At 70.7% G+C, this 24,083-nt stretch carries 24 protein-coding genes and 3 tRNA genes; 12 read left to right on the plus strand and 15 right to left on the minus strand.

Going from position 1 to position 24,083, the window contains the following annotated elements; genetic code table 11:
• Nucleotides 1-137 precede the first annotated feature (137 nt).
• The 3 genes from KZI27_RS01945 to KZI27_RS01955 are packed head-to-tail and all read left to right on the plus strand — an operon-like array spanning nt 138 to nt 1,992.
• Nucleotides 138-776, plus strand: coding sequence for a YceI family protein (locus KZI27_RS01945; protein WP_261784017.1), 639 nt, complete (start codon nt 138-140; stop codon nt 774-776).
• Entirely contained in the window at nt 773-1,288 is a 516-nt protein-coding gene (locus KZI27_RS01950; RefSeq protein WP_205463553.1) for a sigma-70 family RNA polymerase sigma factor, read from the plus strand. Before KZI27_RS01945 ends, KZI27_RS01950 begins: the two co-directional genes overlap by 4 nt.
• Nucleotides 1,285-1,992, plus strand: coding sequence for a zf-HC2 domain-containing protein (locus KZI27_RS01955; protein ID WP_222659096.1), 708 nt, complete (start codon nt 1,285-1,287; stop codon nt 1,990-1,992). The genes KZI27_RS01950 and KZI27_RS01955 overlap by 4 nt, the downstream gene beginning before the upstream one ends.
• A gap of 153 nt (nt 1,993-2,145) precedes the next feature.
• On the opposite strand, the gene KZI27_RS01960 is transcribed toward KZI27_RS01955, so the two are convergent.
• The gene (locus KZI27_RS01960) at nt 2,146-2,622 is read right to left on the minus strand and encodes a MarR family winged helix-turn-helix transcriptional regulator (RefSeq protein ID WP_222659097.1); all 477 of its coding nucleotides are present in this window, start codon (nt 2,620-2,622) and stop codon (nt 2,146-2,148) included.
• 127 nt (nt 2,623-2,749) lie between these two features.
• On the opposite strand from KZI27_RS01960, the gene KZI27_RS01965 reads away from it, so the two are divergent.
• On the plus strand, nt 2,750-6,322 hold the full coding sequence (locus KZI27_RS01965) for a proline dehydrogenase family protein (RefSeq protein ID WP_222659098.1): 3,573 nt from the start codon (nt 2,750-2,752) through the stop codon (nt 6,320-6,322).
• Nucleotides 6,323-6,337: 15 nt separating this feature from the next.
• Here KZI27_RS01965 and KZI27_RS01970 read toward each other — a convergent pair whose 3' ends face one another.
• From KZI27_RS01970 to KZI27_RS02005, 8 genes are all read right to left on the minus strand, one after another.
• Nucleotides 6,338-6,535: a hypothetical protein gene (locus tag KZI27_RS01970; RefSeq protein ID WP_222659099.1), complete on the minus strand. Its 198-nt coding sequence runs from the start codon at nt 6,533-6,535 to the stop codon at nt 6,338-6,340.
• Between the two features lie 10 nt (nt 6,536-6,545).
• Complete coding sequence (locus tag KZI27_RS01975) at nt 6,546-7,088, minus strand: dihydrofolate reductase family protein (RefSeq protein WP_222659100.1); 543 nt, start codon at nt 7,086-7,088, stop codon at nt 6,546-6,548.
• Between the two features lie 33 nt (nt 7,089-7,121).
• A complete protein-coding gene (locus KZI27_RS01980; RefSeq protein ID WP_222659101.1) occupies nt 7,122-7,457 on the minus strand; it encodes a hypothetical protein in 336 nt (111 codons plus the stop codon).
• Complete coding sequence (locus tag KZI27_RS01985; RefSeq protein ID WP_222659102.1) at nt 7,454-8,449, minus strand: SDR family oxidoreductase; 996 nt, start codon at nt 8,447-8,449, stop codon at nt 7,454-7,456. Before KZI27_RS01985 ends, KZI27_RS01980 begins: the two co-directional genes overlap by 4 nt.
• 73 nt (nt 8,450-8,522) lie before the next feature.
• Nucleotides 8,523-9,296, minus strand: a complete 774-nt coding sequence (locus KZI27_RS01990) for a YqjF family protein (protein ID WP_222659103.1) — start codon at nt 9,294-9,296, stop codon at nt 8,523-8,525.
• Nucleotides 9,293-10,126: a nitroreductase family protein gene (locus KZI27_RS01995; RefSeq protein WP_222659104.1), complete on the minus strand. Its 834-nt coding sequence runs from the start codon at nt 10,124-10,126 to the stop codon at nt 9,293-9,295. Before KZI27_RS01995 ends, KZI27_RS01990 begins: the two co-directional genes overlap by 4 nt.
• 22 nt (nt 10,127-10,148) lie before the next feature.
• Nucleotides 10,149-10,523 (minus strand): hypothetical protein, encoded by a 375-nt coding sequence (locus KZI27_RS02000; RefSeq protein ID WP_222659105.1) that lies wholly within the window; start codon nt 10,521-10,523, stop codon nt 10,149-10,151.
• A gap of 10 nt (nt 10,524-10,533) precedes the next feature.
• The gene (locus KZI27_RS02005) at nt 10,534-10,971 is read right to left on the minus strand and encodes an Lrp/AsnC family transcriptional regulator (protein ID WP_111083794.1); all 438 of its coding nucleotides are present in this window, start codon (nt 10,969-10,971) and stop codon (nt 10,534-10,536) included.
• A gap of 247 nt (nt 10,972-11,218) precedes the next feature.
• Here KZI27_RS02005 and ddaH point away from each other — a divergent pair, with 247 nt between their 5' ends.
• Together ddaH and rocD are read left to right on the plus strand one after the other, a co-directional pair.
• The gene (gene ddaH / locus KZI27_RS02010; RefSeq protein WP_222659106.1) at nt 11,219-12,121 is read left to right on the plus strand and encodes a dimethylargininase; all 903 of its coding nucleotides are present in this window, start codon (nt 11,219-11,221) and stop codon (nt 12,119-12,121) included.
• Nucleotides 12,121-13,350, plus strand: coding sequence for an ornithine--oxo-acid transaminase (rocD, locus tag KZI27_RS02015; protein WP_222659107.1), 1,230 nt, complete (start codon nt 12,121-12,123; stop codon nt 13,348-13,350). Before ddaH ends, rocD begins: the two co-directional genes overlap by 1 nt.
• A gap of 86 nt (nt 13,351-13,436) precedes the next feature.
• Here rocD and KZI27_RS02020 read toward each other — a convergent pair whose 3' ends face one another.
• On the minus strand, nt 13,437-14,429 hold the full coding sequence (locus KZI27_RS02020; RefSeq protein WP_222659108.1) for an SDR family oxidoreductase: 993 nt from the start codon (nt 14,427-14,429) through the stop codon (nt 13,437-13,439).
• A 58-nt stretch (nt 14,430-14,487) separates the two neighbouring features.
• Complete coding sequence (locus tag KZI27_RS02025; protein WP_222659109.1) at nt 14,488-14,745, minus strand: hypothetical protein; 258 nt, start codon at nt 14,743-14,745, stop codon at nt 14,488-14,490.
• A gap of 498 nt (nt 14,746-15,243) precedes the next feature.
• On the opposite strand from KZI27_RS02025, the gene KZI27_RS02030 reads away from it, so the two are divergent.
• Nucleotides 15,244-16,254, plus strand: a complete 1,011-nt coding sequence (locus KZI27_RS02030; protein WP_222659110.1) for an aldo/keto reductase family protein — start codon at nt 15,244-15,246, stop codon at nt 16,252-16,254.
• Between the two features lie 68 nt (nt 16,255-16,322).
• On the opposite strand, the gene KZI27_RS02035 is transcribed toward KZI27_RS02030, so the two are convergent.
• The 3 genes from KZI27_RS02035 to KZI27_RS02045 all read right to left on the minus strand — a co-directional run bounded on the left by KZI27_RS02035 (nt 16,323) and on the right by KZI27_RS02045 (nt 16,599).
• Nucleotides 16,323-16,395, minus strand: a tRNA-Phe gene (locus KZI27_RS02035).
• Nucleotide 16,396: 1 nt separating this feature from the next.
• Nucleotides 16,397-16,473: transfer RNA gene (locus tag KZI27_RS02040), tRNA-Asp, on the minus strand.
• A gap of 53 nt (nt 16,474-16,526) precedes the next feature.
• Nucleotides 16,527-16,599: transfer RNA gene (locus KZI27_RS02045), tRNA-Glu, on the minus strand.
• A gap of 258 nt (nt 16,600-16,857) precedes the next feature.
• On the opposite strand from KZI27_RS02045, the gene KZI27_RS02050 reads away from it, so the two are divergent.
• Nucleotides 16,858-18,135 carry a M23 family metallopeptidase gene (locus KZI27_RS02050; protein ID WP_222659111.1) on the plus strand — a complete coding sequence of 426 codons (1,278 nt, stop codon included), beginning with the start codon at nt 16,858-16,860 and terminating at the stop codon, nt 18,133-18,135.
• Between the two features lie 33 nt (nt 18,136-18,168).
• On the plus strand, nt 18,169-19,629 hold the full coding sequence (locus tag KZI27_RS02055; RefSeq protein ID WP_222659112.1) for an NlpC/P60 family protein: 1,461 nt from the start codon (nt 18,169-18,171) through the stop codon (nt 19,627-19,629).
• Nucleotides 19,630-19,817: 188 nt separating this feature from the next.
• On the opposite strand, the gene KZI27_RS02060 is transcribed toward KZI27_RS02055, so the two are convergent.
• Entirely contained in the window at nt 19,818-20,309 is a 492-nt protein-coding gene (locus KZI27_RS02060) for an inorganic diphosphatase (RefSeq protein WP_111086931.1), read from the minus strand.
• Nucleotides 20,310-20,373: 64 nt separating this feature from the next.
• Between KZI27_RS02060 and tilS the strand changes: the two genes are divergently transcribed.
• The 3 genes from tilS to ftsH all read left to right on the plus strand — a co-directional run bounded on the left by tilS (nt 20,374) and on the right by ftsH (nt 24,078).
• A complete protein-coding gene (gene tilS / locus KZI27_RS02065; protein WP_222659113.1) occupies nt 20,374-21,393 on the plus strand; it encodes a tRNA lysidine(34) synthetase TilS in 1,020 nt (339 codons plus the stop codon).
• Between the two features lie 9 nt (nt 21,394-21,402).
• On the plus strand, nt 21,403-21,954 hold the full coding sequence (gene hpt, locus KZI27_RS02070; RefSeq protein ID WP_205463567.1) for a hypoxanthine phosphoribosyltransferase: 552 nt from the start codon (nt 21,403-21,405) through the stop codon (nt 21,952-21,954).
• Between the two features lie 135 nt (nt 21,955-22,089).
• Nucleotides 22,090-24,078, plus strand: a complete 1,989-nt coding sequence (gene ftsH, locus KZI27_RS02075) for an ATP-dependent zinc metalloprotease FtsH (RefSeq protein ID WP_222659114.1) — start codon at nt 22,090-22,092, stop codon at nt 24,076-24,078.
• The last annotated feature ends 5 nt before the right edge of the window (nt 24,079-24,083 follow it).

The raw sequence follows: 24,083 nt of genomic DNA on the forward strand, positions 1-24,083 counted from the left end.
ACGGTCATCGTCCAGAGCAGGACCGCGCCCGCACCTCGGACTGCAACCCGTTTGAACGATCCGCCCCGCCACCTCGTTGACCGGGTACGGGACTCCGCACACGCACCAAGGTCATCATCGGCATCTCCACCGGCGTCGTGGTCATCGCGGCCGCCGCCGTCATCGCCGGCCCGTCCATCTACGCGAACACCGTCAACGGGCAGGCCGCCGCAGCCCCCTCGTTGCAGGCGACGTCGTCCGCCAGCCTGGACGCAGCGGACGCCGACGGCACCTGGACCAGCCAGAGCGGTTCCTACGCCGGCTACCGGGTGCACGAGGTCCTGCAGGGGAATGATGTGAACGTGGTCGGACGCACGAAGGACGTCGAGGGCACCGCCGAGGTCGACGGCGGCTCCCTCGCGAAGGCGACCGTCACGGTCCAGGTCGCGAAGATCACCACCCCCGAATCCGCACGCGACGCCTACTTCCGGGACACCGCGCTCGAGACGGACGAGTTCCCGACGGCGACCTTCACCCTCACGAAGCCCGTCGACGTCTCGAAGGCGCTCGACGGGAGCAAGCAGGACGTCACCCTGACCGGCACGATGGACCTGCACGGTGTCACGAAGGCCGTCACCGCCGACGCGCAGGTCGCCGTCGGCGAGGGCGGAACCGTGCAGGTCGCCGGTTCGGTGCCGATCACGTTCGCCGACTACGGCGTGGAGGCCCCCTCGCTCGGCTTCGTCACCGTGGACGGGAAGGGCTCCGTCGAGTTCTCCCTCGACCTGCAGAAGTGACCGTGACGAGTCGTTCCGCCGACGAGCTGCTCGCGACGCTGTACCGCGAGCACGGCGACGCGCTCACCCGGTACGTCCGGCACCTGACGCGGGACGGCTCGGCGGTCGAGGACGTCGTGCAGGAGACCATGGTCCGCGCCTGGCAGCGCCCGGCGGTGCTGGAACGTGCGCCGGACAGTGCACGCGCCTGGCTGTTCACCGTGGCGCGCAACCTGGTCGTCGACGACGCCCGGTCCGCCCGGAACCGCCGGGAGTTCGGCACGGAACACCCGGTCGACCGCGCGGAGTCGGACCGCACCGACGCCGTCCTCGACCGCATCGTCGTGGCCGACGCGCTCGCGTCGCTCTCGCCGGACCACCGTCGCGTGGTGGTGGACGCCTACTGGCTCGGCCACACGGTGCCGGAGATCGCACGACGACACGACATCCCCGAGGGCACCGCGAAGTCGCGGTTGCACTACGGGCTGCGAGCCCTGCGGCTCGCACTGCAGGAACGAGGAGTGACCCGATGAGCGACGACCGCTACGCAGAATGGGATGCGGCGTACGTGCTCGGGTCTCTGTCCCCGGACGAGCGGCTCGAGTACGAGCAGCACCTGGAGACGTGCGACCGCTGCACGGCCGCCGTCGCCGAGCTGGTCGGCCTGCCCGGTCTGCTCGCCAAGCTGCCGGCCGACCAGGCGATCGAGATCGCGGAACCGGACGGGAGGCCCGACACCGGTTCCGAGAGCACCCTCGCCTCCGTCGCGCACCGCGTTCGACACCGCCGCCGCCGTCGCCGGGTCTGGGTCGCCGCCACCGCGGGGCTCGCGGTGGTCGCCGCCGTGCTCGGCGGGCTCGCCGTCGGCACCGCGGGGGACCGCGGCACGGTGCAGGCCGGACGGGACGTCTCGGCATCGGCGACCGCGGACCGGTACGACATGACCGGCGCCCGGGGACTCGACGTCGACCTGGCCGTCAGCGGCGAACAGTGGGGCACCCGCTTCGACTGGGGCTGCTCGTACGGCGGCAAGGAATGGGCGGCGGACGGCTCGGTCATGTACGACCTGGTCGTGGTGCGGTCCGACGGCTCCACGCAGATCGTCGGCTCGTGGACGGCCGCCGGCGAGGACGCGAAGGGATTGTCGGCGTCGACGGACATCCCGCGCGACGACATCGCGAGCGTGCAGGTGCGGCTCCGCGGCGAACAGGGCGCCCTCGCCGTCGTCGACCTCTGACCGAGCCCTCCGCCCTCCGCCCCGAGGTTCCGAAATCTCGGCATCTGGGCGCGACTCACGGCTGTTCGTGGAACCTCGGCGCTCCACGGGCGGCGAGTCGTGGAACCTCGGCGGAAGCGCCCGGGGGAGTCCTCATCGGACGCGCGCGGGCAGTCAGCCGGAGACGGCGTCGTCCGACACGTCGGGGCCGATCGCGTCCTGGACGCGCGCACTGACGGACCGGAGTGTGTCCGCGTCGGTCCCCACGGGCCTCCAGAACAGGTCTTCCAACGCACCGGTGTGCGCACGGATGCCCGCGAGGACCGCGCGACGGCCGTCGAGGGTCATCTCCACCCAGCTGCCGCGGCCGTCGGTCGGGCAGTCGGCGCGGCTGACCAGGCCGCGGGAGACCATGCGCGTGACCTGGTGGCTGACGCGCGACTTCTCCCAGCCGATGCCGGCGGCGATGTCGCGGACGCGCAGCCGGTGGTCCGGCTCCCGGTGCAGGCCGATCAGGATCTCGAACTCGGGGATGGAGATGCCGGCACCCGCCTGGACGGCCTGGTCGAGCGCTCGGTCGAGGCGTCGCCAGACGTCGTGGTAGGCGTCCCACGTCGCCCAGTCGTGGCCGTCCTTGCCCTGTGTCGACATTCCTTCAGCGTATCCACCGTCGGGGCCGACCGACCCCGACGCCGCGTACTTCATCCGTCCGGATGACTCCTGGCCGACGTGCGGCGCGCTCCAAGGTGAGGTCGGAGGTGCGGCATACGATCGGAACATGCCGAGCGCCCGCCTCCAGGACTGCACCGACGATGCCGTGGCGCTGGTCCGCCGGTGGCTGGCGGCGTCCGCCGGGGCGAAGCCGGACGCCGGTGCCGCTCGCCTCGCCGAAGCCCTGCGGGACGAGCGTGGCCTCGACTTCACGCGCAGCTTCGTCGACAAGGTCATCCGCCCCGAGGACCCCCGGGTCGCCGCCCGCAACCTCGAGCAGGTCAGCCGCGACGTCCCCGACTTCCTCGCCTGGTACCTGCGCGGCGCGGTGACGCTCGGCGGTGGGTTCGCGACGATGGCGCCGTGGGCCGTCATCCCGACCGCTCGCCGGATCCTGCGCCGGATGACGGGTCACCTGGTCATCGACGCGAGCACGGCGAAGCTCGGTCCGGCGCTCGCGAAGGTCGGGGGCCCGGGCACCCGGCTCAACGTGAACCTGCTCGGCGAAGCCGTGCTCGGCAGCGCCGAGAGCGACCGCCGGCTGCAGGGGACGATGGACCTGCTCGCCCGCGACGACGTCGACTACGTGTCGATCAAGGTCAGCTCGGTCGTGCCCCAGATGTCGATGTGGGCGTTCGACCAGACGGTCGAGCGGGTCGTCGACCGACTCGTACCGCTGTACCGGTCGGCGGCAGCCCCGCTGGCGTCCGGCGGCCAGGCGAAGTTCATCAACCTGGACATGGAGGAGTACCGCGACCTCGACGTCACCCTCGCGGTGTTCCGGACCCTGCTCGACCGCGACGAGTTCGCAGGCCTGCAGGCCGGCATCGTGCTGCAGGCCTACCTGCCCGACGCCGCGGGAGCGCTCGAGTCCCTGACGACCTGGGCGCAGGAGCGCCGGGCCCGGGGCGGCGCTCCGATCAAGGTGCGGCTCGTCAAGGGCGCGAACCTGGCGATGGAGCACGTCGACGCGATCGTGCACGACTGGCCGCTCGCCACCTGGGGCAGCAAGCGCGAGACCGACAGCGCCTACCTGCGCATGCTCGACGCCGCGCTGACCCCGGAGCGCACCGACGCCGTCCGGATCGGTGTCGCCGGGCACAACCTGTTCGACCTGGCGACCGCGTGGGTGCTCGCCCAGCGCCGCGGGGTGACCGACGCGATCGACGTCGAGATGCTGCTCGGCATGGCGTCCACGCACGCCGACGCCGTCCGCGCCGACGTCGGCCAGATCCTGCTCTACACACCCGTCGTGCACCCGGACGAGTTCGACTCCGCCATCGCGTACCTGGCCCGACGGCTGCAGGAGAGCGCGAGCCCCGAGAACTTCATCGCCGCAGCGTCCGACATCGACCACGACGCCAGCGTGTTCGACCGAGAACACGGCCGGTACCTGGCCTCGGTCGCGGCCCTCGACGAGTCGGTACCAGCGACGCACCGCACCCAGGACCGCCACCGGGCGCTCGGCGAACCCGTGCTGCGCGACGCGTTCCGGAACGCCCCGGACACCGATCCCTCCGTCTCCGCCAACCGCGCGTGGGCGCTCGACGTCCTGCGCCGAGTGCCACGCTCGCAGCTCGGCGCGCAGACGATCCGCGGGGCCAAGGTCGCCGACCGCTCCAAGCTCGAACGGATCATGGCCCGCACCGCCCAGGCCGGCGTGAACTGGGGTCGGCAGGACCCCTCCGACCGCGCCGAGCTCCTCGACCTGATCGGACACGAGCTCGAGACCCGCCGCGCCGACCTCATCGAGGTGATGGCGGCGGAGACCGGCAAGACGTTCTCCGAGGCCGACACCGAGGTCACCGAGGCCGTGGATGCCGCCCACTACTACGCCGAGCGCGCCCGCCGCCTCGGCGACATCGAGGGCGCCCGCTACGTCCCGCCGCGCCTGACCGTCGTCGTGCCGCCGTGGAACTTCCCTGTCGCGATCCCCGCCGGCGGGGTGCTGGCGGCGCTCGCCGCGGGCAGCGGTGTCGTCCTCAAGCCGGCACCCGAGGCGAAGCGGAGCGGTGCGCTGCTGGCCGACGTGCTCTGGGACGCCGGTGTGCCGCACTCCTTGCTGCAGCTCGTCGACCTGGCCGAGGACGAACTCGGTCGAGACCTCGTCGGGCACCCCGCCGTGGACCGCATCATCCTGACCGGTTCGGCCGACACCGCGCGGTCGTTCCGTTGGTGGCGCGCCGGACTGCCGCTCAGCGCCGAAACGAGCGGCAAGAACGCGATCGTCGTCACGCCGAGCGCCGACATCGACCTCGCGGTGCAGGACATCGTGCAGTCCGCCTTCGGGCACGCCGGTCAGAAGTGCTCGGCGGCGTCCCTGGTGGTCCTGGTCGGCACGGTCGGCGAGAGCGAGCGCTTCCGTCGGCAGCTCGTCGACGCCACGCGCACCCTCCGGGTCGCCTGGCCGGACGACCCCACCGCCCAGGTCGGCCCGGTCATCGCGGAGCCCGAGGGCAAGCTGCGGCAGGGCCTGACCGAGCTCGGGCCGGGGGAGTCCTGGCTCGTGCAGCCGACGGCCCTCGACGACTCCGGGCGGCTCTGGTCACCCGGTATCCGCGACGGCGTCCGCCCGGGCAGTGACTTCCACCAGACCGAGTACTTCGGTCCGGTGCTCGGCATCATGCGCGCCGAGACGCTCGAGCAGGCCATCGCGATCCAGAACGGCACCGACTACGGCCTGACGGCGGGCATCCACTCGCTCGACGCCGACGAGGTCGCGGACTGGCTCGCCAGCGTGCGCGCCGGCAACCTGTTCGTGAACCGCGGCATCACCGGCGCGGTCGTCGGCCGGCAGCCGTTCGGCGGCTGGAAGCGGTCGTCGGTGGGCACCGGCACGAAGGCGGGCGGTCCGATGTACGTCGCGACGCTCGGGCGGTGGGAGCCGGTCCCGCGCACCGTGCACAAGAGCATCCAGCTGCACGGGCTGCCACCACGCGTGACCGCGGTCATCGAGGCCGCGCGCAGTGGACTGTCGTTCGAGGAGTTCGACCAGGTGCGCGCCGGTGCGCTGAGCGACGTCCGGGCGCGCGAAGAGCTCTACGGCGGGTCGCACGACCTGTCGGGGCTCGTGGTGCAGCGCAACGTGCTGCGCCACCGCCCGCAGTCCGTCATCGTGCGGCAGGCGGAGGACGCCTCGGCGGGTGACCTGGTGCGAGCGCTCGTCGCCGCCACGGCCGCCCGCGCCCACGTCCTGCTCAGCACCGCCCGTCCGTTGCCCGGCCCGCTCACCCAGCTCTTCGCCTCGAGCCGGTCACCGCTGGACGTCGTTGACCACCTGGTCGAGTCCGACCAGGACTTCCACGCCCGGGCATCGTCCGGTGCCGTGTTCCAGGCGAACTGGACGAGCGGCGAGGACGACGAGCCCGTCGACGCGCTCGGGGACATGCTCGCGCAGGGCCAGGACCGACCCGTGCACACGGCGTTCGGTGGTCCCGGGGCACGCATCCGGCTGATCGGCGGCGACGCCCTGGCACTCGAGGAAGCCCTCGGGGCGAGCATCGACGTCGCGATCCACGACGCTCCGGTGGTCGAGGCCGGGTTGATCGAGATGCTCCCGTTCATCCGTGAGCAGTCGGTCTCGATCACCGCCCACCGGTTCGGGGACGTCGACGCGGACTTCGCCGACCTGCGCGTCTGACGTCCCCGGCTCGGGTCAGTCCTCGACGTCGCCGCCCTCTTCGTCCTCGACGCCGGTCTCGTCCATCCGGTCGCGCAGGTGGTCGGCCATCGCTCCGGCACCCTCGCCGTGGTGATCGTGGTCGACCTGCTCGATCAGGCCGTGCAGCTTCTCGTGGTTCGTGGCCTCGGTTGCGCCGTCCATGACGGGCTCGGTCTGCTCGTTGTCGCTCATGCCGCGGACGCTACGCCGTGGTGGCTGCGGACCGGTAGTGCAGTTCCACGGCACCGCCGGTGAAGGGCGTCGTCCCGACCAGTTCGAACACCGGGGTCGGTGCGGCGACCGGCAGGAGTGGGGCCCCGGCGCCGAGCGCCACCGGCATCACGGTGACGCGGAGCTCGTCGAGCAGCCCGGCCTGCTGGTACTGAGCGGCGAGCAGTCCACCGCCGACGACCCAGACGTCGCGCTCGCCGGCTGCCCGTTCGAGGTCGGCCTGGTGGTCCGCGACCTCGCCCGAGACGAAGTGCACCTCGGCGCCGTCCGGCACCGGCTGGTCGCGCGTGGTGAACACCCACGTCGCCAGGTCCGGGTACGCCCACGTGTCGTCGTGCTCGAGCAACCACTCGTACGTGGTCGAGCCCATGACGATCGCGCCGATGCCCGCGAAGAACCGGTCGTGGTGCTCCTGGAACGGCTCGAAGCCGAACTGCAGCAGCCAGTCGAGGTCGTCGTCGGGCGCGGCCACGAAGCCGTCCAGCGAGGACGCGACGGAGTAGGTGGTGCTCATGTCCCGGACGCTACCGAGCACCTCTGACAGGCCTCAGCGGCGACCGCCACGTCCGACGACGGCCACCTCGGCGGCGGTGAGTGCCGCGGCGATCCACACCTGCTGCAGGGCGAACCGGCGGCGCTGCGGGTCGAGGGCGAGCGGGACCATCGTCGCGCCGTGCGCCGCGTCGACGAGGGCGCTGAGGGTGTGTGCGTTCCCGGTGTCGGCGCGTGCCACGAGTGCGGCCTGCGCGAGCTGCCGGACGCCGAGCACGCCGTGCAGCACGCCCTGGTCACGTCCCCGGAACGAGCGGCTCAGATGCCAGACCCCGAGGACCGCTCGGCCCAGCTCGACCGCCGACGCCCCCGCTCGTGCACGGCGCGTCATCGTCGTCGTCCTGCCACGAGTGCGACGGCTCCGACTGCACCGATCGCCGCCCCGATGATCCCGTTGCCCATCCGCCGATGTTCCACCCACCAGGTCTGCGGCGACCAGGCGTGGGCCGACTCGTCGAACACCCCGTGCGCGCCGTGGTCGCCCGGCACCGGCTCGTACAGGTTGTCCTGCAACTCGAGGCCGTCCTTGTCCGGCGCCTGCTGCCCGGAGACGAGCGTCTTGGCGGCGTACCAGTCGGCGAAGCGTCCGCTGATCCGGTTGCCGAGGATCGTGTAGACCGTCGACTCACCGACCCAGGTGCGACGGCGAGGGCGCTCGGCCACGGCAGCGATCGCGCGGGCGCCGACCTCGGGCTGGTAGATCGGGGCGACCGGCTGCGGGTGGTGCGGCAGCTTCGACTTCACCCACCCGAACTGGATCGTGTTCAGCGCGGGCATGTCCACCCGCGAGACCTTCACCTTGCTGCCCTGTTCGAGCAGCTCGGAGACGACGGACTCGGTGAACCCGACGATCGCGTGCTTCGCACCGCAGTACGCGGCCTGCAGCGGGATGCCGCGGAAACCGAGCGCCGAACCGACCTGGACGACGTGCCCCTGGCCGCGGGGCACCATCCGCGAGAGCGCGGCCCGGGTGCCGTTGACGAAGCCGAGGTAGGTGACGTTGAGCGCCCGTTCGAAGTCCTCGGGTGCCGTGTCGAGGAACTTCCCGAACACCCCGACCATCACGCCGTTCACCCACAGGTCGATCGGCCCGAGTTCCTGCTCGACGCGGTCGGCCGCGGCCTCGACGGCCTCGCGGTCGGACACGTCGGCGACCAGCGCCAGTCCACGGCGTCCGGCGGCCTCGACCTCGGCGACCGCGGCGTCGACGCCCTCCTGCCCGCGGGCGAGGACGGCCACGTCCCACCCCCGGGCGGCGAGTTCCCGGACGGTCGCCCGTCCCAGTCCTGCGGATCCACCGGTCACCACTGCCACTCGAGTCATGGCTCCCTTGTACCTGCGGTCGGCCGTGCACCACTCAGCCGGTGTCCCCCGAAGCGGCAGCAGCAGCCGGGCCTCAGCGCCCCCGCCCGAACCGCGTCGTGACGCCCGGCGAGTACAGCACCGAATCCGGCTCCAGCTCGGTCAGCCCGAACGGCAGTCCCGCGGCGCCGACCAGGTCGTCCCGCAGCGACACCACCGAGGCCCGGTGCAACGGCCACGCGTCGTGCTCGTTCGGCCAGAAGCGTGTCCGCCCGGTCCGGTGCACGTGCATGCCCCACCGCGCGGTCAGGAACGTCTCGAGCGCACTCGGCTCGGCGAGCTCGTCGCCGACCCGCACGTCGACCAGGGACCGCAGGTGGGTCCCGTGCCGCCGCATCGCGTACCCGACACGGCCGTCGCCGCTCCGCGACTCGGCGTCCGCCCACCAGTAGGGCAGCCCGGTGGCCACGCGTGCGCCGAGCGTCGGCAGCAGCTTGCCGGCGTCGAGCGACAGGAACACGACGCCGTGCTGGCCCTGCTCGTCGACCGTGTAGACGCGGACGTTCACCTCGACGAAGTCGCCGATGGAGCCGGTCCGCCCGAGCGCCCCGAGGGGCGGGAACCGGGTGTCCTCGAACCGGAACGCGATGAGGCCCACCCAGGTGGTCACCCCGTCGTCGGTCCCGTCGAGCGCCATCGTGTCGGGTTGCGTGCCGGCCGGCAGCAGCGGGGCCACCGCCGACACGTCGACGCGCCAGTGCACGAAGACGACGTCGAGCCAGTCCTGCGAGATCCAGGGACGGCCCGGCAGGCCGGGGGCGGTTGCCGGGAAGCCCGGGGTGCTCTGGGTGGGTCGGGTGTCGGTCACGAGCTGGTCGCCTCCGGTTCGATGTGGCCTGCGACGGGTGCGTCGTCCCACCCCTGCTGCGGGGTGTCGCAGGTGTCGCGGAACACGTACTGCGAGGGCCGCTTCCGCTCGCTCGACGTCCAGTCGATCGCGGGTCGTCGTCGTTCGGGTGGCAGGTACCCGATCCGGTAGACGGCCATCAGCTCGAGCGACTCGGGCACCCGGAGCAACCCCTCGATCTCCGCCCAGGCGCCCGGGGTCTCCATCGGGAAGGACACGAACTGGATCCCCAGGCCGAGCTCGGTCGTCGCGAGCCAGATGTTCTCCATCGCGGCACCCATGCTGAACACCGAGTAGAAGCCGGACAGCTCCTGCTCCCGGTACTCGTGGCGGTCGAGCATCACGCCGAGCAGCAGCGGCGACCCGGCGACGAGCTTCCGGTTCTCCTCACCCAGGCTCTGCGGTACCCGGAGCGTGTTCATGAGCAGCTGCCCGCGCTTCGTGAACACCTGCTTCGTGAACGGCCGGAGCGGCCCGGGCAGCTTGTCGAACAGCATGCCGTCGCGCCGCTCGTCCATCTCGGCCTGCGAGAACCGGAAGTACGGCTTGTACCGCTCGAAGAACGTCCCCTCGGCCATGGTGCGGGTCATCGAGCTGCCGCTGATCGCGGCGATGCGGTCGATCGTGTCGCGCTCCTCGACCAGGACGAAGCGCCACGGTTGGCTGTTCAGCTGCGACGGGGCCCGGCCGGCGAGCTCCATGAGGAGCCGTTGGTGTTCCTCGGACACCGGATCGGGCAGGAACGCACCGTTCGTGGTCCGGCGGCGTCGGATGGCCTCGAAGAGCTCCACTGCTTCCCCTCGTGTCTCGTCGTCACGGTCGACGCCGCACCAGCAGCGCCCCCAGGTAGGACGGCGCGGCGGCCACCGCGGTCTTCCAGTGTGCTCCGGAGCGCGGGTTCGTGCGTGGCGCGAGTGCGAGGGGGACGAGTGCGGGCAACAGGAACAGCGCCGAACGGTCACGGGTCCACACCGGGGTCGTCGCGGCGGCCCCGGTGAGTGTCGCGGTCACGACGAACAGGCCGTGGTGCACGACGCGGAGCTTCTTCGTCCGGATCAGCCGGACGGCGACCGCGGTGCCCCAGAGGCAGTTCGCGACGTAGGCGACGCTCGCAGCGGTGACCAGCTGTCGGGCCGGGCGCGACCCCGTGGGCGGCGATCCGGGCCTCCTGGCCGTCTTCCGTCCCATGTACGGGACGTTACGCGGTGTCGCGACTGACCAGCTTGGAGAGCACGATCGCGGACCGCGTGTGGTCCACCTGCGGTGCGAGGCGGACCTTGTCGAGCGCTTCTTCCAGCGCCGACAGGTCCTTCGAGCGCATGTGCACGACGGCGTCGGCGCTCCCCGTGACCGTGCCGGCGTCGATGACCTCGGGCACGGTGTCGAGCAGTGCCCGGAGTTCGTCGGGGGAGACGGTGCCGCGGCAGTACAGCTCGACCCAGGCCTCGGTCCCGCGGTCCTCGACGGCGGGGTCCACCTTGATCGTGAAGCCCTGGATGACACCGTCGCCGACGAGCCGGTCGACACGGCGCTTGACGGCCGATGCCGAGAGTCCGACCACCGACCCGATGTCGCCGTAGCCGGCGCGGGCGTTGTCCCGGAGTTGATCCAGGATGCGGTGGTCGAGCGAATCCATTGCACCCATCGTACGCGGACTTCTTGCGAGGTCGGCGGTTCGGACGCACGAAACGTGCGTCACCCGAACGGGTGCCACGATCCGACGCATGGGGGACTGCACTCTTCGGACGGTTCATGCCAGACTTTCGACTGGCGTCGACCTGGTCCGCTACGGCGAGTGAGCCTGCATCTCGCCGGAGCACCTCTCCTTCGTTCCGTTTCGGTTCCTGGCAGGCTCGGGCCCCGGTCCCTTCTCAGGAGGACTGATGTCGAACACCGCACCCTCGACCACCCACGCACCGGCCCGCACCGCCACCAAGCGGACGATCCTGATGTGCAAGCCGGACTTCTACACGGTGAGCTACCGGATCAACCCGTGGATGCACCCGGAGGAGCCGACCGACACGTCGAAGGCCGTCGCCCAGTGGCAGACGCTCGTCGACGTGTACGAGCAGCTCGGCTTCGACATCTCGTACATCGACCCGATCGACGGCCTGCCCGACATGGTGTACGCGGCCAACGGCGGGTTCGTCCTCGACGGCATCGCCTACGGCGCGAAGTTCCAGTACCCCGAGCGCCAGCCCGAGGGGCCGGCGTACATGGACTGGTTCCGCCAGGCCGGCCTGACCGTCGCCGAGCCGGAGCAGACCAACGAGGGCGAGGGCGACTTCCTGCTCATCGGCAACACGATCTACGCCGGCACGGGCTTCCGGTCGGACAGCACCTCGCACGACGAGCTCGCGACGATCTACGGCCGCGAGGTCGTCACCCTCAAGCTCATCAACCCGAGCTTCTACCACCTCGACACCGCCATCGCCGTGCTCGACCCCGAGCCCGCCGCTGACGGCACCAGCAACATCGCGTACCTCGAGAGCGCCTTCGACGAGCCGTCGCTGGCGATCCTGCGCGAGCGCTTCCCGGACGCGATCATCGCCACGGAGGAGGACGCCGCGATCCTCGGCCTGAACTCCTACTCCGACGGGTACAACGTCGTGATCGCCGCCCGGGCTGTTCGGTTCGCCGAGCAGCTGAAGGAGAAGGGCTACAACCCGATCGGCGTCGACCTGTCCGAGCTCCTGCTCGGCGGCGGTGGCGTGAAGTGCTGCACGCTCGACCTGCACCCGGTCGGCACCGGCAACTCGGTCGCTCGCTCGCTCGGGGTCAGCTGATGTCGGCGGCAGCGTCGCTCGGGGTCAACACCGCGGCGGCGCTCGCCGTCGAGGACCGCGCCCTCGCGCACAACTACAGCCCGCTGCCCGTCGTCATCGCGTCGGGCTCCGGAGCGACCGTCACCGACGTCGACGGCAAGCAGTACCTGGACGGCCTCGCCGCGTACTCCGCGGTGAACTTCGGCCACGGCAACCCCCGGCTGCTCGACGCCGCACGGGCGCAGCTCGACCGGGTCACGCTCACCAGTCGCGCGTTCGTCAACGACCAGCTCGGGCCGTTCGCGACCGCACTGGCGGCGTTGACGGAGACCGAGATGGTCCTGCCGATGAACACCGGTGCCGAGGCCGTCGAGTCCGCGATCAAGGTGTCCCGCGCCTGGGGTTACCGGGTGAAGGGCGTCCCCGCGGACCGCGCGACCATCATCGTGGCGTCCGGCAACTTCCACGGTCGCACCACGACGATCATCTCGTTCTCGGACGACCCCTCCGCCCACGACGACTTCGGGCCGTTCACGCCCGGCTTCCGCGCCGTGCCGTACGGCGATGCCGATGCCCTGCGCGCGGCGATGGACGAGACCGTCGTCGCCGTGCTGCTCGAACCGATCCAGGGCGAGGGCGGCGTGGTCATCCCGCCGGAGTCGTACCTGCCTGACGTCCGCGCGGTCTGCGACGAGTTCGGTGCGCTGTTCGTCGCCGACGAGATCCAGTCCGGGCTCGGCCGCACCGGTCACACTCTCGCCGTGCAGCGCGTCGGGGTCCGCCCCGACCTCATCACGCTCGGCAAGGCCCTCGGTGGCGGCATCGTCCCGGTCTCCGCGGTGGTGGGCTCGCGGGATGTCCTGGGCGTCCTGCGCCCCGGTGAGCACGGTTCGACCTTCGGCGGCAACCCGCTCGCTGCGGCCGTCGGGGCCGAGGTGGTCGCGATGCTCGGCGAGGGCACGTTCCAGCAGCGCGCCCTCGACGGCGAACCGCTGTTGCGCGGACTGCTCGACGAGCTCGTCGGGCACGGCGTCGTGTCGCGCCGTGTCGCCGGACTGTGGGCGGGGATCGACATCGACCCCGCGCTCGGCACCGGCAAGGAGATCTCGAAGGACCTCGCCGACCGCGGGGTGCTCGTGAAGGACACGCACGGGTCGACGATCCGCTTCGCCCCGCCGCTGGTGGTGACCGACGACGAGTTGCGCACTGCGATCGGGACGCTGGCGGACGTCCTGGCCGCGCGCGCCTGACGGGTTCGCTCCACGCGCTCGCTTCGTGAGCAGCAATGGTCGGGTCGCCACACGGCACCCGACCATTCCTGCTCACCGAGTGCGGCTCACACCGCCCAGCGCGTCGCCAGCTCGTCCATCAGGGCGTCGAGGCGCTCGTCGATCACCTGCTCCTCGGGGTGCGCCTCGTACCAGGAGATGACCTCGCGGACCCCCTGCCGGTAGGGCGTGCGCGGCCGGTACCACGGCACGAGCGACCGGATCTTGCTGTTGTCGAACACCGAGCTGTTCGCCTTGTCGCCGAGCAGCGCCGCACCCCACTCCGGGTCCACCGCGTTGATCGCGTCCGCCGGCACGTGCACGATCCGCAGGTCGTCGACGCCCGCCGCTGCCGCGATCTCGTGCGCGATGGCGTTCCACGTCGGTGCCTCGTCACTCGTGATCGTGAACGCCTCACCGATCGCCTCGGCACGGTCGAGGAGCCCGGTGAACCCGACCGCGAAGTCACGGCTGTGCGTCAGCGTCCACAGCGAGGTGCCGTCCCCGGTGATGATGATCGGCTTGCCGGCGCGCATCCGCGCCACGGCGGTCCACCCACCGGTCAGTGGCAGCTTCGTCTCGTCGTAGGTGTGCGACGGCCGCACGATCGTCACCGGGAAGTCCTGCTCCCGGTACGCCTCCATCAGGAGTTCCTCGCACGCGATCTTGTCCCGCGAGTACTGCCAGTACGGGTTCTTCAGCGGCGTCGACTCCGTGATCGGCAGGTGCGTCGCCGGGGTCTGGTACGCGGAGGCCGAGCTGATGAACACGTACTGCCGCGTCCGTCCGGCGAAGAAGTCGATGTCGGCCTGCACCTGGTCCGGCGTGAAGGCGATCCAGTTCACGACGACGTCGAAGTGGCGGTCGCCGAGTGCGTCCGCCAGGGCGCTGCGGTCCGACACATCGGCCTGGAGGCGCGTCACACCCTCCGGGATCGGCCTGCCCCCGGTGGTCCCACGGTTCAGGACCGTGACGTCGTGGCCCTGTTCGGTCGCCTCCCGCACGCAGGAGGCGCTGATCACGCCGCTCCCGCCGATGAACAACACGCTCGCTCCGGTCATGGATGCTCCCTCGCTTCCGGCGGCACCTCTCCGTGTCGCACTCCTACCGATCCTGCACCTACCCGTCGGGACGGGCGCGGAGCACGGCTCGGAGCGAGGTGGTCTCCGCCGCCCACACCGCCGCGTGCGGGCTGATCCAGCCGAGCAGCTCGAGCGCGTAGTCGTGGTCCCGCTGCAGGTCACGTGCGTGGATGGGTTCGTGGTGCGCCGCCCGGTTCCGCACGAAGTGCAGTTGCTGCAGTCGCCGCGTCACCTCGCTCCGCCGCACGCGGAGGTTGTCCGGCCCGTGCGGGAAGGCCCTGTGCAGATCCGGCACCCAGAGCGAGGTGTGGTACCGCGATTCGACGAGATACCGCCAGAACCCGAAGGTGAGCTCGGCGATGACCCGGCCGTGGACTTCGTCGAGACGTCCGCGGTGCGACCCGCCGCCCAGACGCAGAGTTCTCGGTCGAGTGCGTTGCGCGCGACTACCTCGACGACGCCGGTGAGTTCCATGATCGACGCCGCGGCTCGCATGTTCCACTCGTACAGGCGCAACGCGCCGGTCGAGGACCCCGTCCGCTCGGCGTACGAACGGAGCCGATCGGCCGTGATCAAGCGCTCGAGCTCGTCTTCCTGCATCACACCCCTGTCTGCTACCGTTGTCCACGAAGACCCCGGAACGATCCCTGGCCCAAGCCACATCGCCGGGGTTTCGTCTTCGCCTGTCGCTCCTGAAACATCAGCGTACAGTCACCGGCTCGCGCGGAGGTCCCGAGGACTACCGTCGCCGACGGAGCCGCACCGACGCGGCCACGACAGGAGTGACACGCACATGGAGTACCGCTACCTCGGCAACTCGGGCCTCAAGGTCTCCGAGATCACCTACGGCAACTGGCTCACCCACGCATCCCAGGTCGAGAACGACGCGGCGATCGCCTGCGTCAAGGCCGCCCTCGAGGTCGGCATCTCGACGTTCGACACCGCCGACGTCTACGCCAACACCGGCGCCGAGACCGTCCTCGGCGAAGCCCTCAAGGGGGAGCGGCGCCAGTCGCTCGAGATCGCCACGAAGGTGTTCGGGCCGACCGGGCCGAAGGGGCACAACGACACCGGGCTGTCCCGCAAGCACATCCTCGAGTCGATCGACGGCTCGCTCGGCCGCCTGCAGACCGACTACGTCGACCTGTACCAGGCGCACCGCTTCGACCACGAGACCCCGCTCGAAGAGACCATGCAGGCGTTCGCCGACATCGTGCGCCAGGGCAAGGTCCTGTACGTCGGCGTCAGCGAGTGGACCGCTGAGCAGCTCCGTGCCGGCGCCGCGCTGGCGAAGGACCTCGGCTTCCAGCTCATCTCGAACCAGCCGCAGTACTCGGCGCTGTGGCGCGTCATCGAGGAAGAGGTGGTGCCGACCTCGAAGGAGCTCGGCATCTCGCAGATCGTCTGGTCCCCGATCGCGCAGGGCGTGCTGACCGGCAAGTACAAGCCGGGTCAGCCGCTGCCCGAGGGCTCGCGTGCCACCGACGACAAGGGCGGCGCGGACATGATCAAGCGGTTCATGCGCGACGAGGTGCTGTCCTCCGTGCAGGAGCTCGAGCCGATCGCGAAGGAGCTCGACCTGTCGATGGCGCAGCTCGCCGTCGCCTGGGTGCTGCAGAACGAGAACGTCGCGAGTGCGATCATCGGGGCGTCGCGTCCGGAGCAGGTGCACGACAACGCGGGTGCCGCTGGCGTCACGATCCCGACGGAGCTGCTCAGTCGGATCGACGATGCCCTCGGTTCCGTGGTCGAACGCGACCCGGCGAAGACGAACGACAGCAGCCCGAAGACCCGCGAGGCCTAGCGCCGCCCCGGGCCAAGCCGCTCAGCCAACGGAAAAGGCCCCCTGCCGAAGCAGGGGGCCTTCACCGGTGGCTGGACACGGCATCGATCCGTGGACCTTTCGATTTTCAGTCGAACGCTCTACCAACTGAGCTATCCAGCCGTGGCGACCCTGACGGGACTTGAACCCGCGACCTCCGCCGTGACAGGGCGGCACGCTAACCAGCTGCGCTACAGGGCCATGTTGAATTGCTGTGGTGTTGCTCGGTACTACTTGCTCGCTCACTCGGAGAGTGACCCCAACGGGATTCGAACCCGTGCTGCCGCCGTGAAAGGGCGGTGTCCTAGGCCACTAAACGATAGGGCCGCAAGTGGTGCTTCGCGCTACCGATGGACAAGCATACGGATGCCCCGGGGGGTTCGCAAATCGGGCCCCGTTCCCGCGGAATCCCCGGCGTGTCGCGCCCGTCCGGCACTGGGTGTCGAGGTTGCGGTGCGAGCATCGTCGTCGGCTCCGCGCCCCTCGTCCGAGGGGCTGCGGGGCTGCGACACCTGTTGTTACTGTTGCGTCTGTTAACAGTGTTACGTGCGTGAGCCTTGCCGCGCTGTTACGAAATCGAGATACATGTCGACCTCACCTTCGCTCTCCCTCCGCAACCGCAGCCGCCTCGTCGCCGCCGCGGTCGCCGTCGCGCTCGCGAGCAGCACCCTCGCGGTCCTCGCCCCGGCGACTTCGGCCAGCGCCGCGAGCTACCCGAGCTGGTCCGAGGTGCAGAAGGCCAAGTCCTCGACGAGTGCCCAGCAGGCGAAGGTCACCGAGATCAAGTCGCTCATCTCGTCGCTGAAGACCGAGGCCGCTGCCAAGCAGAAGGCCGCGCAGGCCGCCGGCGAGGCCTACCAGGCCGCGCAGAACAAGTACGACGAGGCGACGCTCGAGCAGAAGACGCTCCAGTCCCAGGCGGACGACGCCGAACAGACCGCCGCCCAGTCCGAGGAGCAGGCCGGCCAGCTCGCCGCGCAGCTCGGTCGGGCCAGCGCCAACGACGTGACGACCGACATCCTCACGCACCCCTCGGACTCCGCTGACCTGCTCTACGAGCTCGGCGCCATGTCGAAGCTCAGCGAGCAGGCCGACGGCATCTACTCGCAGGCGTCGCAGGACCGCGGCACCGCCCAGGCGCAGGCCGACAAGGCGGACAAGGCCAAGGCGGCCCTGGGTGACCTCGCCGACGCAGCCCAGTCGAAGATGCAGCAGGCCCAGGGTGCTGCCGACGCGGCGCAGACCGCCGTCGACGCCCAGAACGACAACGAGTCGCGGCTCGAGGCCCAGCTGACCGCCCTCACCACCAAGCAGCGCGGGGTCGAGGCCGACTACCGCAAGGGCGTCGCCGCCGAGAAGGCACGACAGGCGCGCATCGCCGCGGCTGCGGCCAAGGCGGCAGCGAAGGCCGCGGCGACGAGTCAGGGCGGCACCGGCGGCGGGACGGCCAACTCGGCCGGGTGGGTCCGGCCGGCCGGCGGCTTCCAGACGAGCGGCTACGGCATCCGCGTCGACCCGTACACGCACTACACGGCACTGCACGCCGGGGTCGACCTCGCTCCCGCCTGCTACGCCCCGATCTACGCCGCCCACGACGGCACCGTGACCTTCGCGGGCAACGGCGGCGGGTACGGCAACGAGGTCATCCTGGACAACGGCGGCGGCATCTCGACGGCCTACGGGCACATCGTCGACGGCGGGATCATGGTCGCGAACGGCCAGCACGTCTCCGCCGGGCAGCAGATCGCCAAGATCGGTTCGACCGGCTGGTCGACCGGGTGCCACCTCCACTTCGAGACCCGGGTCAACGGTGCTGCCGTCGACCCGGTCCCCTTCATGGCAGCGCGGGGGATCTCGGTATGAGCATCAGCGCAGCCGGGATGCGTTGACCCCGCCATGATCCTGTCCGCTCGCTCGTTCTCCTGCGGGATCGCCACCGTCGCCGTGCTCGGCATCGGGCTGTCGGTCGTCGTCGCGGGACCCGCCCAGGCCGCGCCGTCGGCGCCGTCCTGGGACGACGTCAAGGCCGCGAAGTCGGATGCCGCCGACGCGCAGCAGACGGTGGACGAGCTGAGCGACCGGCTGACCGCACTGCAGGACGCCGCGGACCGCGCCGGCATCGTCGAGCAGCAGGCCGGGCAGGCGTACGCCCTCGCGGCATCGCAGCAGCAGGAGGCGAAGGACACCCTCGCCGACCTGTCCGCCCAGTCGAAGCGCGCGAAGGGCAAGGCGGACGACTCCGCTGGCCAGGTGGCCGCGCTCGTGGTCGAGCTGTCCCGCACGGGCGGCGGCGACCTGTCGACGACGATGCTCACGGACGCGTCCGACTCCGGGGACCTGCTCTACCGCGTCGGCACGATGTCGCATCTGTCCGAGCGATCGGCGACGATCCTGGCGCAGGCCCGCTCCGACCAGAAGACGGTGGACTCGCTCGCCGACCAGCAGGCCGTCGCCACGACGGCGCTGAGCAAGGCGACCGAGGCGACGAAGACCGCCTTCGCCACCGCCAACGACGTCTCGGCCGACGCCCAGGCCCGGGTGCAGAAGCAGCAGGATCAGCAGGACGAGGTCCTCCGCCAGCTCGCGTACCTCAAGGGCACGAGTGTCGCGACGGAGAGCGCCTACTGGAGTGCGCAGCAGGCCAAGGCGGCGGAGACCGCCCTGGCGGCCCAGACGAGCGGCAGCAACGGCAGCAGCACCAACAACAGCAGCGGCAGCACCACCACCAACAACACCGGCGGCGGCAGCACCGGCGGTACGAGCCCGAGCACCGGCTCCGGTACGAGCCCGAGCACCGGCGGCGGCACGACCACCCCGTCGCGTCCGAGCACCCCGTCGAAGCCGAGCACGCCGGCCGCACCGGCACCGGCACCGGCGCCCGCGCCCGCCAAGCCGAGCACGCCCACCCCCTCGAAGCCGAGCACCCCCGCGCCCACCACCCCGGCGCCGGCCCCGAGCAGCCCCTCGAAGGCCGCCGGTGCGATCTCCTACGCCCGCGGGCAGCTTGGCAAGCCCTACGTCCTCGGCGGCGCCGGCCCGAACACCTGGGATTGCTCCGGCCTCGTCATGATGGCGTACAGCTCGCAGGGCATCGCGACCGGCGGACACAACGTCGTCTGGCAGTACAACTACTTCGGATCGATCGGCCGTCTCGTGCCGCTCTCGCAGCGCCAGCCCGGCGACATCCTCTTTTACTCGTCGAACGGAACCGCGTCAGGCGGTTACCACGACTCGATCTACACCGGCAACGGGATGATGGTCGAAGCGGCCCGACCGGGTGTCGGCGTGGTCGAGCGGGCGGTCTGGACGCCGAGCCAGCTCCTGCCCTACGTCGCCCGCCCGAGCGGCTCCCTGTAGCCCGCGCCCGGTCGTTCCCAGAACGGCTGCGGTAGCAAGTGAGATCGGGCGTACCTGCCCGGATCAGAGCACCAGGTACGCCCGATCCCACCAGGTACGCCCCCCGACTCCGCCCGACAAAGCAACCCCCGACACAGAACGGCGCCCGCCCTCCCGATGGAGAGCGGGCGCCGTTCGCGTGCGGAGCGTCAGTGACCAGCGGGCACGTAGGCGGCCTGGCCGGCCTGCACGATGGCCTCGGCCTCGGCGGCGTCGCCCCAGCCCTCGGCCTTGACCCACTTGTTCGGCTCGAGGTCCTTGTACCGCTCGAAGAAGTGCGCGATCTCGGCCTTCGTCTGCTCGTCGACGTCCGAGATGTCCTGGATGTGCGTCCAGCGCGGGTCCTTCGCGGGGACCACGAGGACCTTCTCATCCTTGCCGGCCTCGTCGCTCATCTTGAAGACGCCGACCGGGCGCACCTTGACGCCCACGCCGGGGAACGTCGGGAACTCGAGGAGCAGCAGCGCGTCCACGGGGTCGCCGTCGTCGGCCAGGGTCTTCTCGAAGAAGCCGTAGTCGGTCGGGTAGACGAACGACGTGAACAGCACGCGGTCGAGGTAGACGCGACCGGTCTCGTGGTCCACCTCGTACTTGTTGCGGCTGCCCTTGGGGATCTCGACGACGACGTCGTACGCGGCCATGTCTGCACTCCTGGTGTGTCGGTGGGGCTGTCGGTGGTCCCGAGAGCGCGGCTAACGTTACCGGGTGAACTCTCCGCGTCCCCGGCTGGACCCTGCCGTCGCCGAGACCCGCCTGGCGGTCCGCGACCTGCTCGCCACCGCGCTCGACGACGGCGTCGTCGCCGCGGGCGACCTCGTCCTGGTCGCGCTGAGCGGCGGACCGGACTCGCTCGCGCTCGCCGCGGCCACCGCATTCGAGGCGGGCAAGCAGGGGCTCCGAGCCGGGGCAGTCGTCGTCGACCACGCGCTCCAGGCGGGCTCCGAGGCGGTTGCGAGCCGTGCCTCCCGGCAGGCATCCGAGTTGGGACTCGACCCGGTGACGGTCCGCAGGGTCACGGTCGGCTCCGACGGTGGTCCGGAGGGCGCCGCCCGGGAGGCCCGTCACGCGTCGATCGCGGACGTCGCGTCCGTCACCGGGTCGCGTCTCGTGCTGCTGGGACACACCCTGGACGACCAGGCGGAGACGGTGCTCCTGGGCCTGCTGCGCGGCAGCGGGCCGGACAGCCTGTCGGGCATGCTGCCGCTCGCGCGGCGGGAGCCGGGGCCGGCGTACGGCCGCCCGCTGCTCGCGGTGCGCCGGCACACGACGCGGCAGGCCTGTGCCGCAGCCGGACTGGCGCCGTGGCACGACCCGCAGAACGACGACGGCGCCTTCGCCCGGGTGCGCGTGCGGAACGCGCTCATGCCGGTGCTCGAGCGCGAACTCGGTGCCGGGGTACCCGAAGCGCTGGCGCGGACGGCCGACCAGCTCCGAGAGGACTCGGCGGCACTCGACCACTTCGCCGAGGAGATCGCGGAGGACATCGCCGAGCACACCGAGGCCGGCATCTCGCTGTCGGTGCGGGCACTCGCGGCGAACCCGCCCGCGCTCCGGCAGCGGCTCGTGCGCCTGGCGGTCGAGAGCGAGTTCGGGGTGACGCTGTCGCGGGTGCAGACGCTCGAGGTCTGCCGGCTCGTCACCGCCTGGAGCGGGCAGGGACCGATCGACCTGCCGGGCGTCCGGGCGTCGCGATCCGGTGACCGCCTGTCGTTCAGTGCCGGTTAGGCTGGACCGGTGGAACTCTCCGACGTCCAGGCAGACCTGTCCGAAGTCCTCTTCACCCCCGAGCAGATCGACGACAAGCTCGCCGAACTCGCGGCGGTCGTCGACGCCGACTACGCGGGTCGCGACCCCCTGCTCGTCGGTGTCCTGAAGGGTGCCGTCATGGTGATGGCGGACTTCTCGCGCCACCTGAAGATGCAGGCGCGCATGGACTGGATGGCGGTGTCGTCGTACGGCTCCGGCACGAAGTCGTCCGGTGTGGTGCGGATCCTCAAGGACCTCGACACCGACCTGCACGGCCGCGACGTCCTCATCGTCGAGGACATCATCGACTCCGGTCTGACGCTGTCGTGGCTCAAGCAGAACCTGCAGTCCCGCGGTGCCGCGAGCGTCGAGATCGTCGCCCTGCTGCGCAAGCCCGAGGCCGCCAAGGTCGAGGTCGACGTGAAGTACGTGGGCTTCGACATCCCGGACGCGTTCGTGGTCGGCTACGGCCTGGACTACGACGAGCGCTACCGCAACCTGCGCGGCGTGGGCGTCCTGGCGCCCCACGTGTACTCGTAACCCGTCCAGGGGGCACGTCCCTCGGGTCGAGTTCGCCCGCAGAGGACACCCATTCTCGCCACAGAATCGCGGCCGTATGCTGACCTGCACGCAACTTCGGCAGAGAAAGGTGTCGGGCACTCGCGCCCGGATCACATGAACTTCAAGCGCATCTTCCGCGGCCCGTACCTCTACGTGCTGATCGCGCTGGCGGGCATCTTCATCGGCTGGAGCGTCATCAGCCAGGGCAGCACGACCGAGGTCAGCACCCAGAAGGGCCTCGAGCAGCTCGCCGACAGCAAGGTCTCGTCCGCGATCGTCAACTCCACCGAGCAGCGGGTCGACCTGACGCTCCGTGACGGCGACAAGCAGGAGCAGTTCTACTACTCCACGCCCCGCGGTGAAGAGGTCATCCAGGCCGTCAACGACGCCAACCTGCCGAAGGGCTACGACGACCGCGTGCAACAGGGCAACTGGTTCTTGTCGCTCCTCGGTGTCCTGCTCCCCTTCCTGATCATCGGTGCCCTGTTCTGGTTCCTGCTCTCGAGCGCCCAGGGCGGCGGCTCGAAGGTCATGCAGTTCGGCAAGTCGAAGGCCAAGATCAACAACAAGGAGAACCCGCAGGTGTCGTTCGCCGACGTCGCGGGCTCCGACGAGGCGATCGAGGAACTCCACGAGATCAAGGAGTTCCTGAAGGAGCCGGCGAAGTTCCAGGCCGTCGGCGCCAAGATCCCGAAGGGCGTGCTGCTGTACGGCCCTCCCGGGACCGGCAAGACCCTGCTCGCCCGCGCCGTCGCCGGCGAGGCGGGCGTGCCGTTCTACTCGATCTCCGGTTCGGACTTCGTCGAGATGTTCGTCGGTGTCGGTGCGAGCCGTGTCCGTGACCTCTTCGAGCAGGCCAAGGCGAACTCGCCGGCCATCGTCTTCATCGACGAGATCGACGCCGTCGGTCGTCACCGCGGTGCCGGCATCGGCGGCGGCAACGACGAGCGCGAGCAGACGCTCAACCAGCTGCTCGTCGAGATGGACGGCTTCGACGGCAAGACGAACGTCATCCTCATCGCCGCGACGAACCGTCCCGACGTGCTCGACCCCGCGCTCCTGCGTCCGGGCCGCTTCGACCGTCAGATCGGTGTCGACGCCCCGGGCATGGCCGGCCGCCAGCAGATCCTCGAGGTGCACGCAAAGGGCAAGCCGCTCGCCGCGAGCGTCGACCTCGAGCTGCTCGCCCGCAAGACGCCGGGCTTCACCGGTGCCGACCTGGCGAACGTCCTGAACGAGGCCGCTCTGCTGACCGCCCGCTCGAACGCGCAGCTCATCGACAACCGCGCGCTGGACGAGGCCGTCGACCGCGTGATGGCGGGCCCGCAGCGCCGGACCCGGATCATGTCCGACCAGGAGCGCCTGATCACCGCGTACCACGAGGGCGGCCACGCCCTGGCGGCTGCGGCGATGCGGCACACCGACCCGGTCACGAAGATCACGATCCTGCCGCGCGGCCGTGCCCTCGGCTACACGATGGTGCTCCCGCTCGAGGACAAGTACTCGGTCACCCGCAACGAGCTGCTCGACCAGCTCACCTACGCCATGGGTGGTCGCGTCGCCGAGGAGATCGTGTTCCACGACCCCACCACCGGCGCCTCGAACGACATCGAGAAGGCCACCGGCACCGCGCGCAAGATGGTCACCGAGTACGGCATGAGCCAGGCCGTCGGGTCCGTCAAGCTCGGGTCCGGGTCGAGCGAGCCGTTCGTCGGCCGCGACATGAGCGGCGGGACCGGTCGCGACTACTCGGAGAACATCGCCCAGACCGTCGACGCCGAGACCCGTGCGCTGCTCGAGGCCGCGCACAACGAGGCCTACCAGGTGCTCAACGACAACCGCGACATCCTCGACCGCCTGGCTGGCGAGCTCCTCGAGAAGGAGACGCTCGACGCCCCGGAGCTCGTGGAGATCTTCAAGGACGTCCGCAAGCTGCCGGAACGCCCGCAGTGGCTCTCCAGCGACAAGCGTCCGGTGAGCAACCTGCCCGCGATCGACGTGCCCGGGCAGGCCGCCGCCACCGCAGCGGACCAGTCGGACAGCGAGTCGACCTCGAAGCCCCGTCGTCGCCCCTTCGGCAACCCGGGTATCGCCCCGGCGTAGGGGGC

This window comes from Curtobacterium sp. TC1, from assembly GCF_019844075.1.
Lineage (GTDB): Bacteria > Actinomycetota > Actinomycetes > Actinomycetales > Microbacteriaceae > Curtobacterium.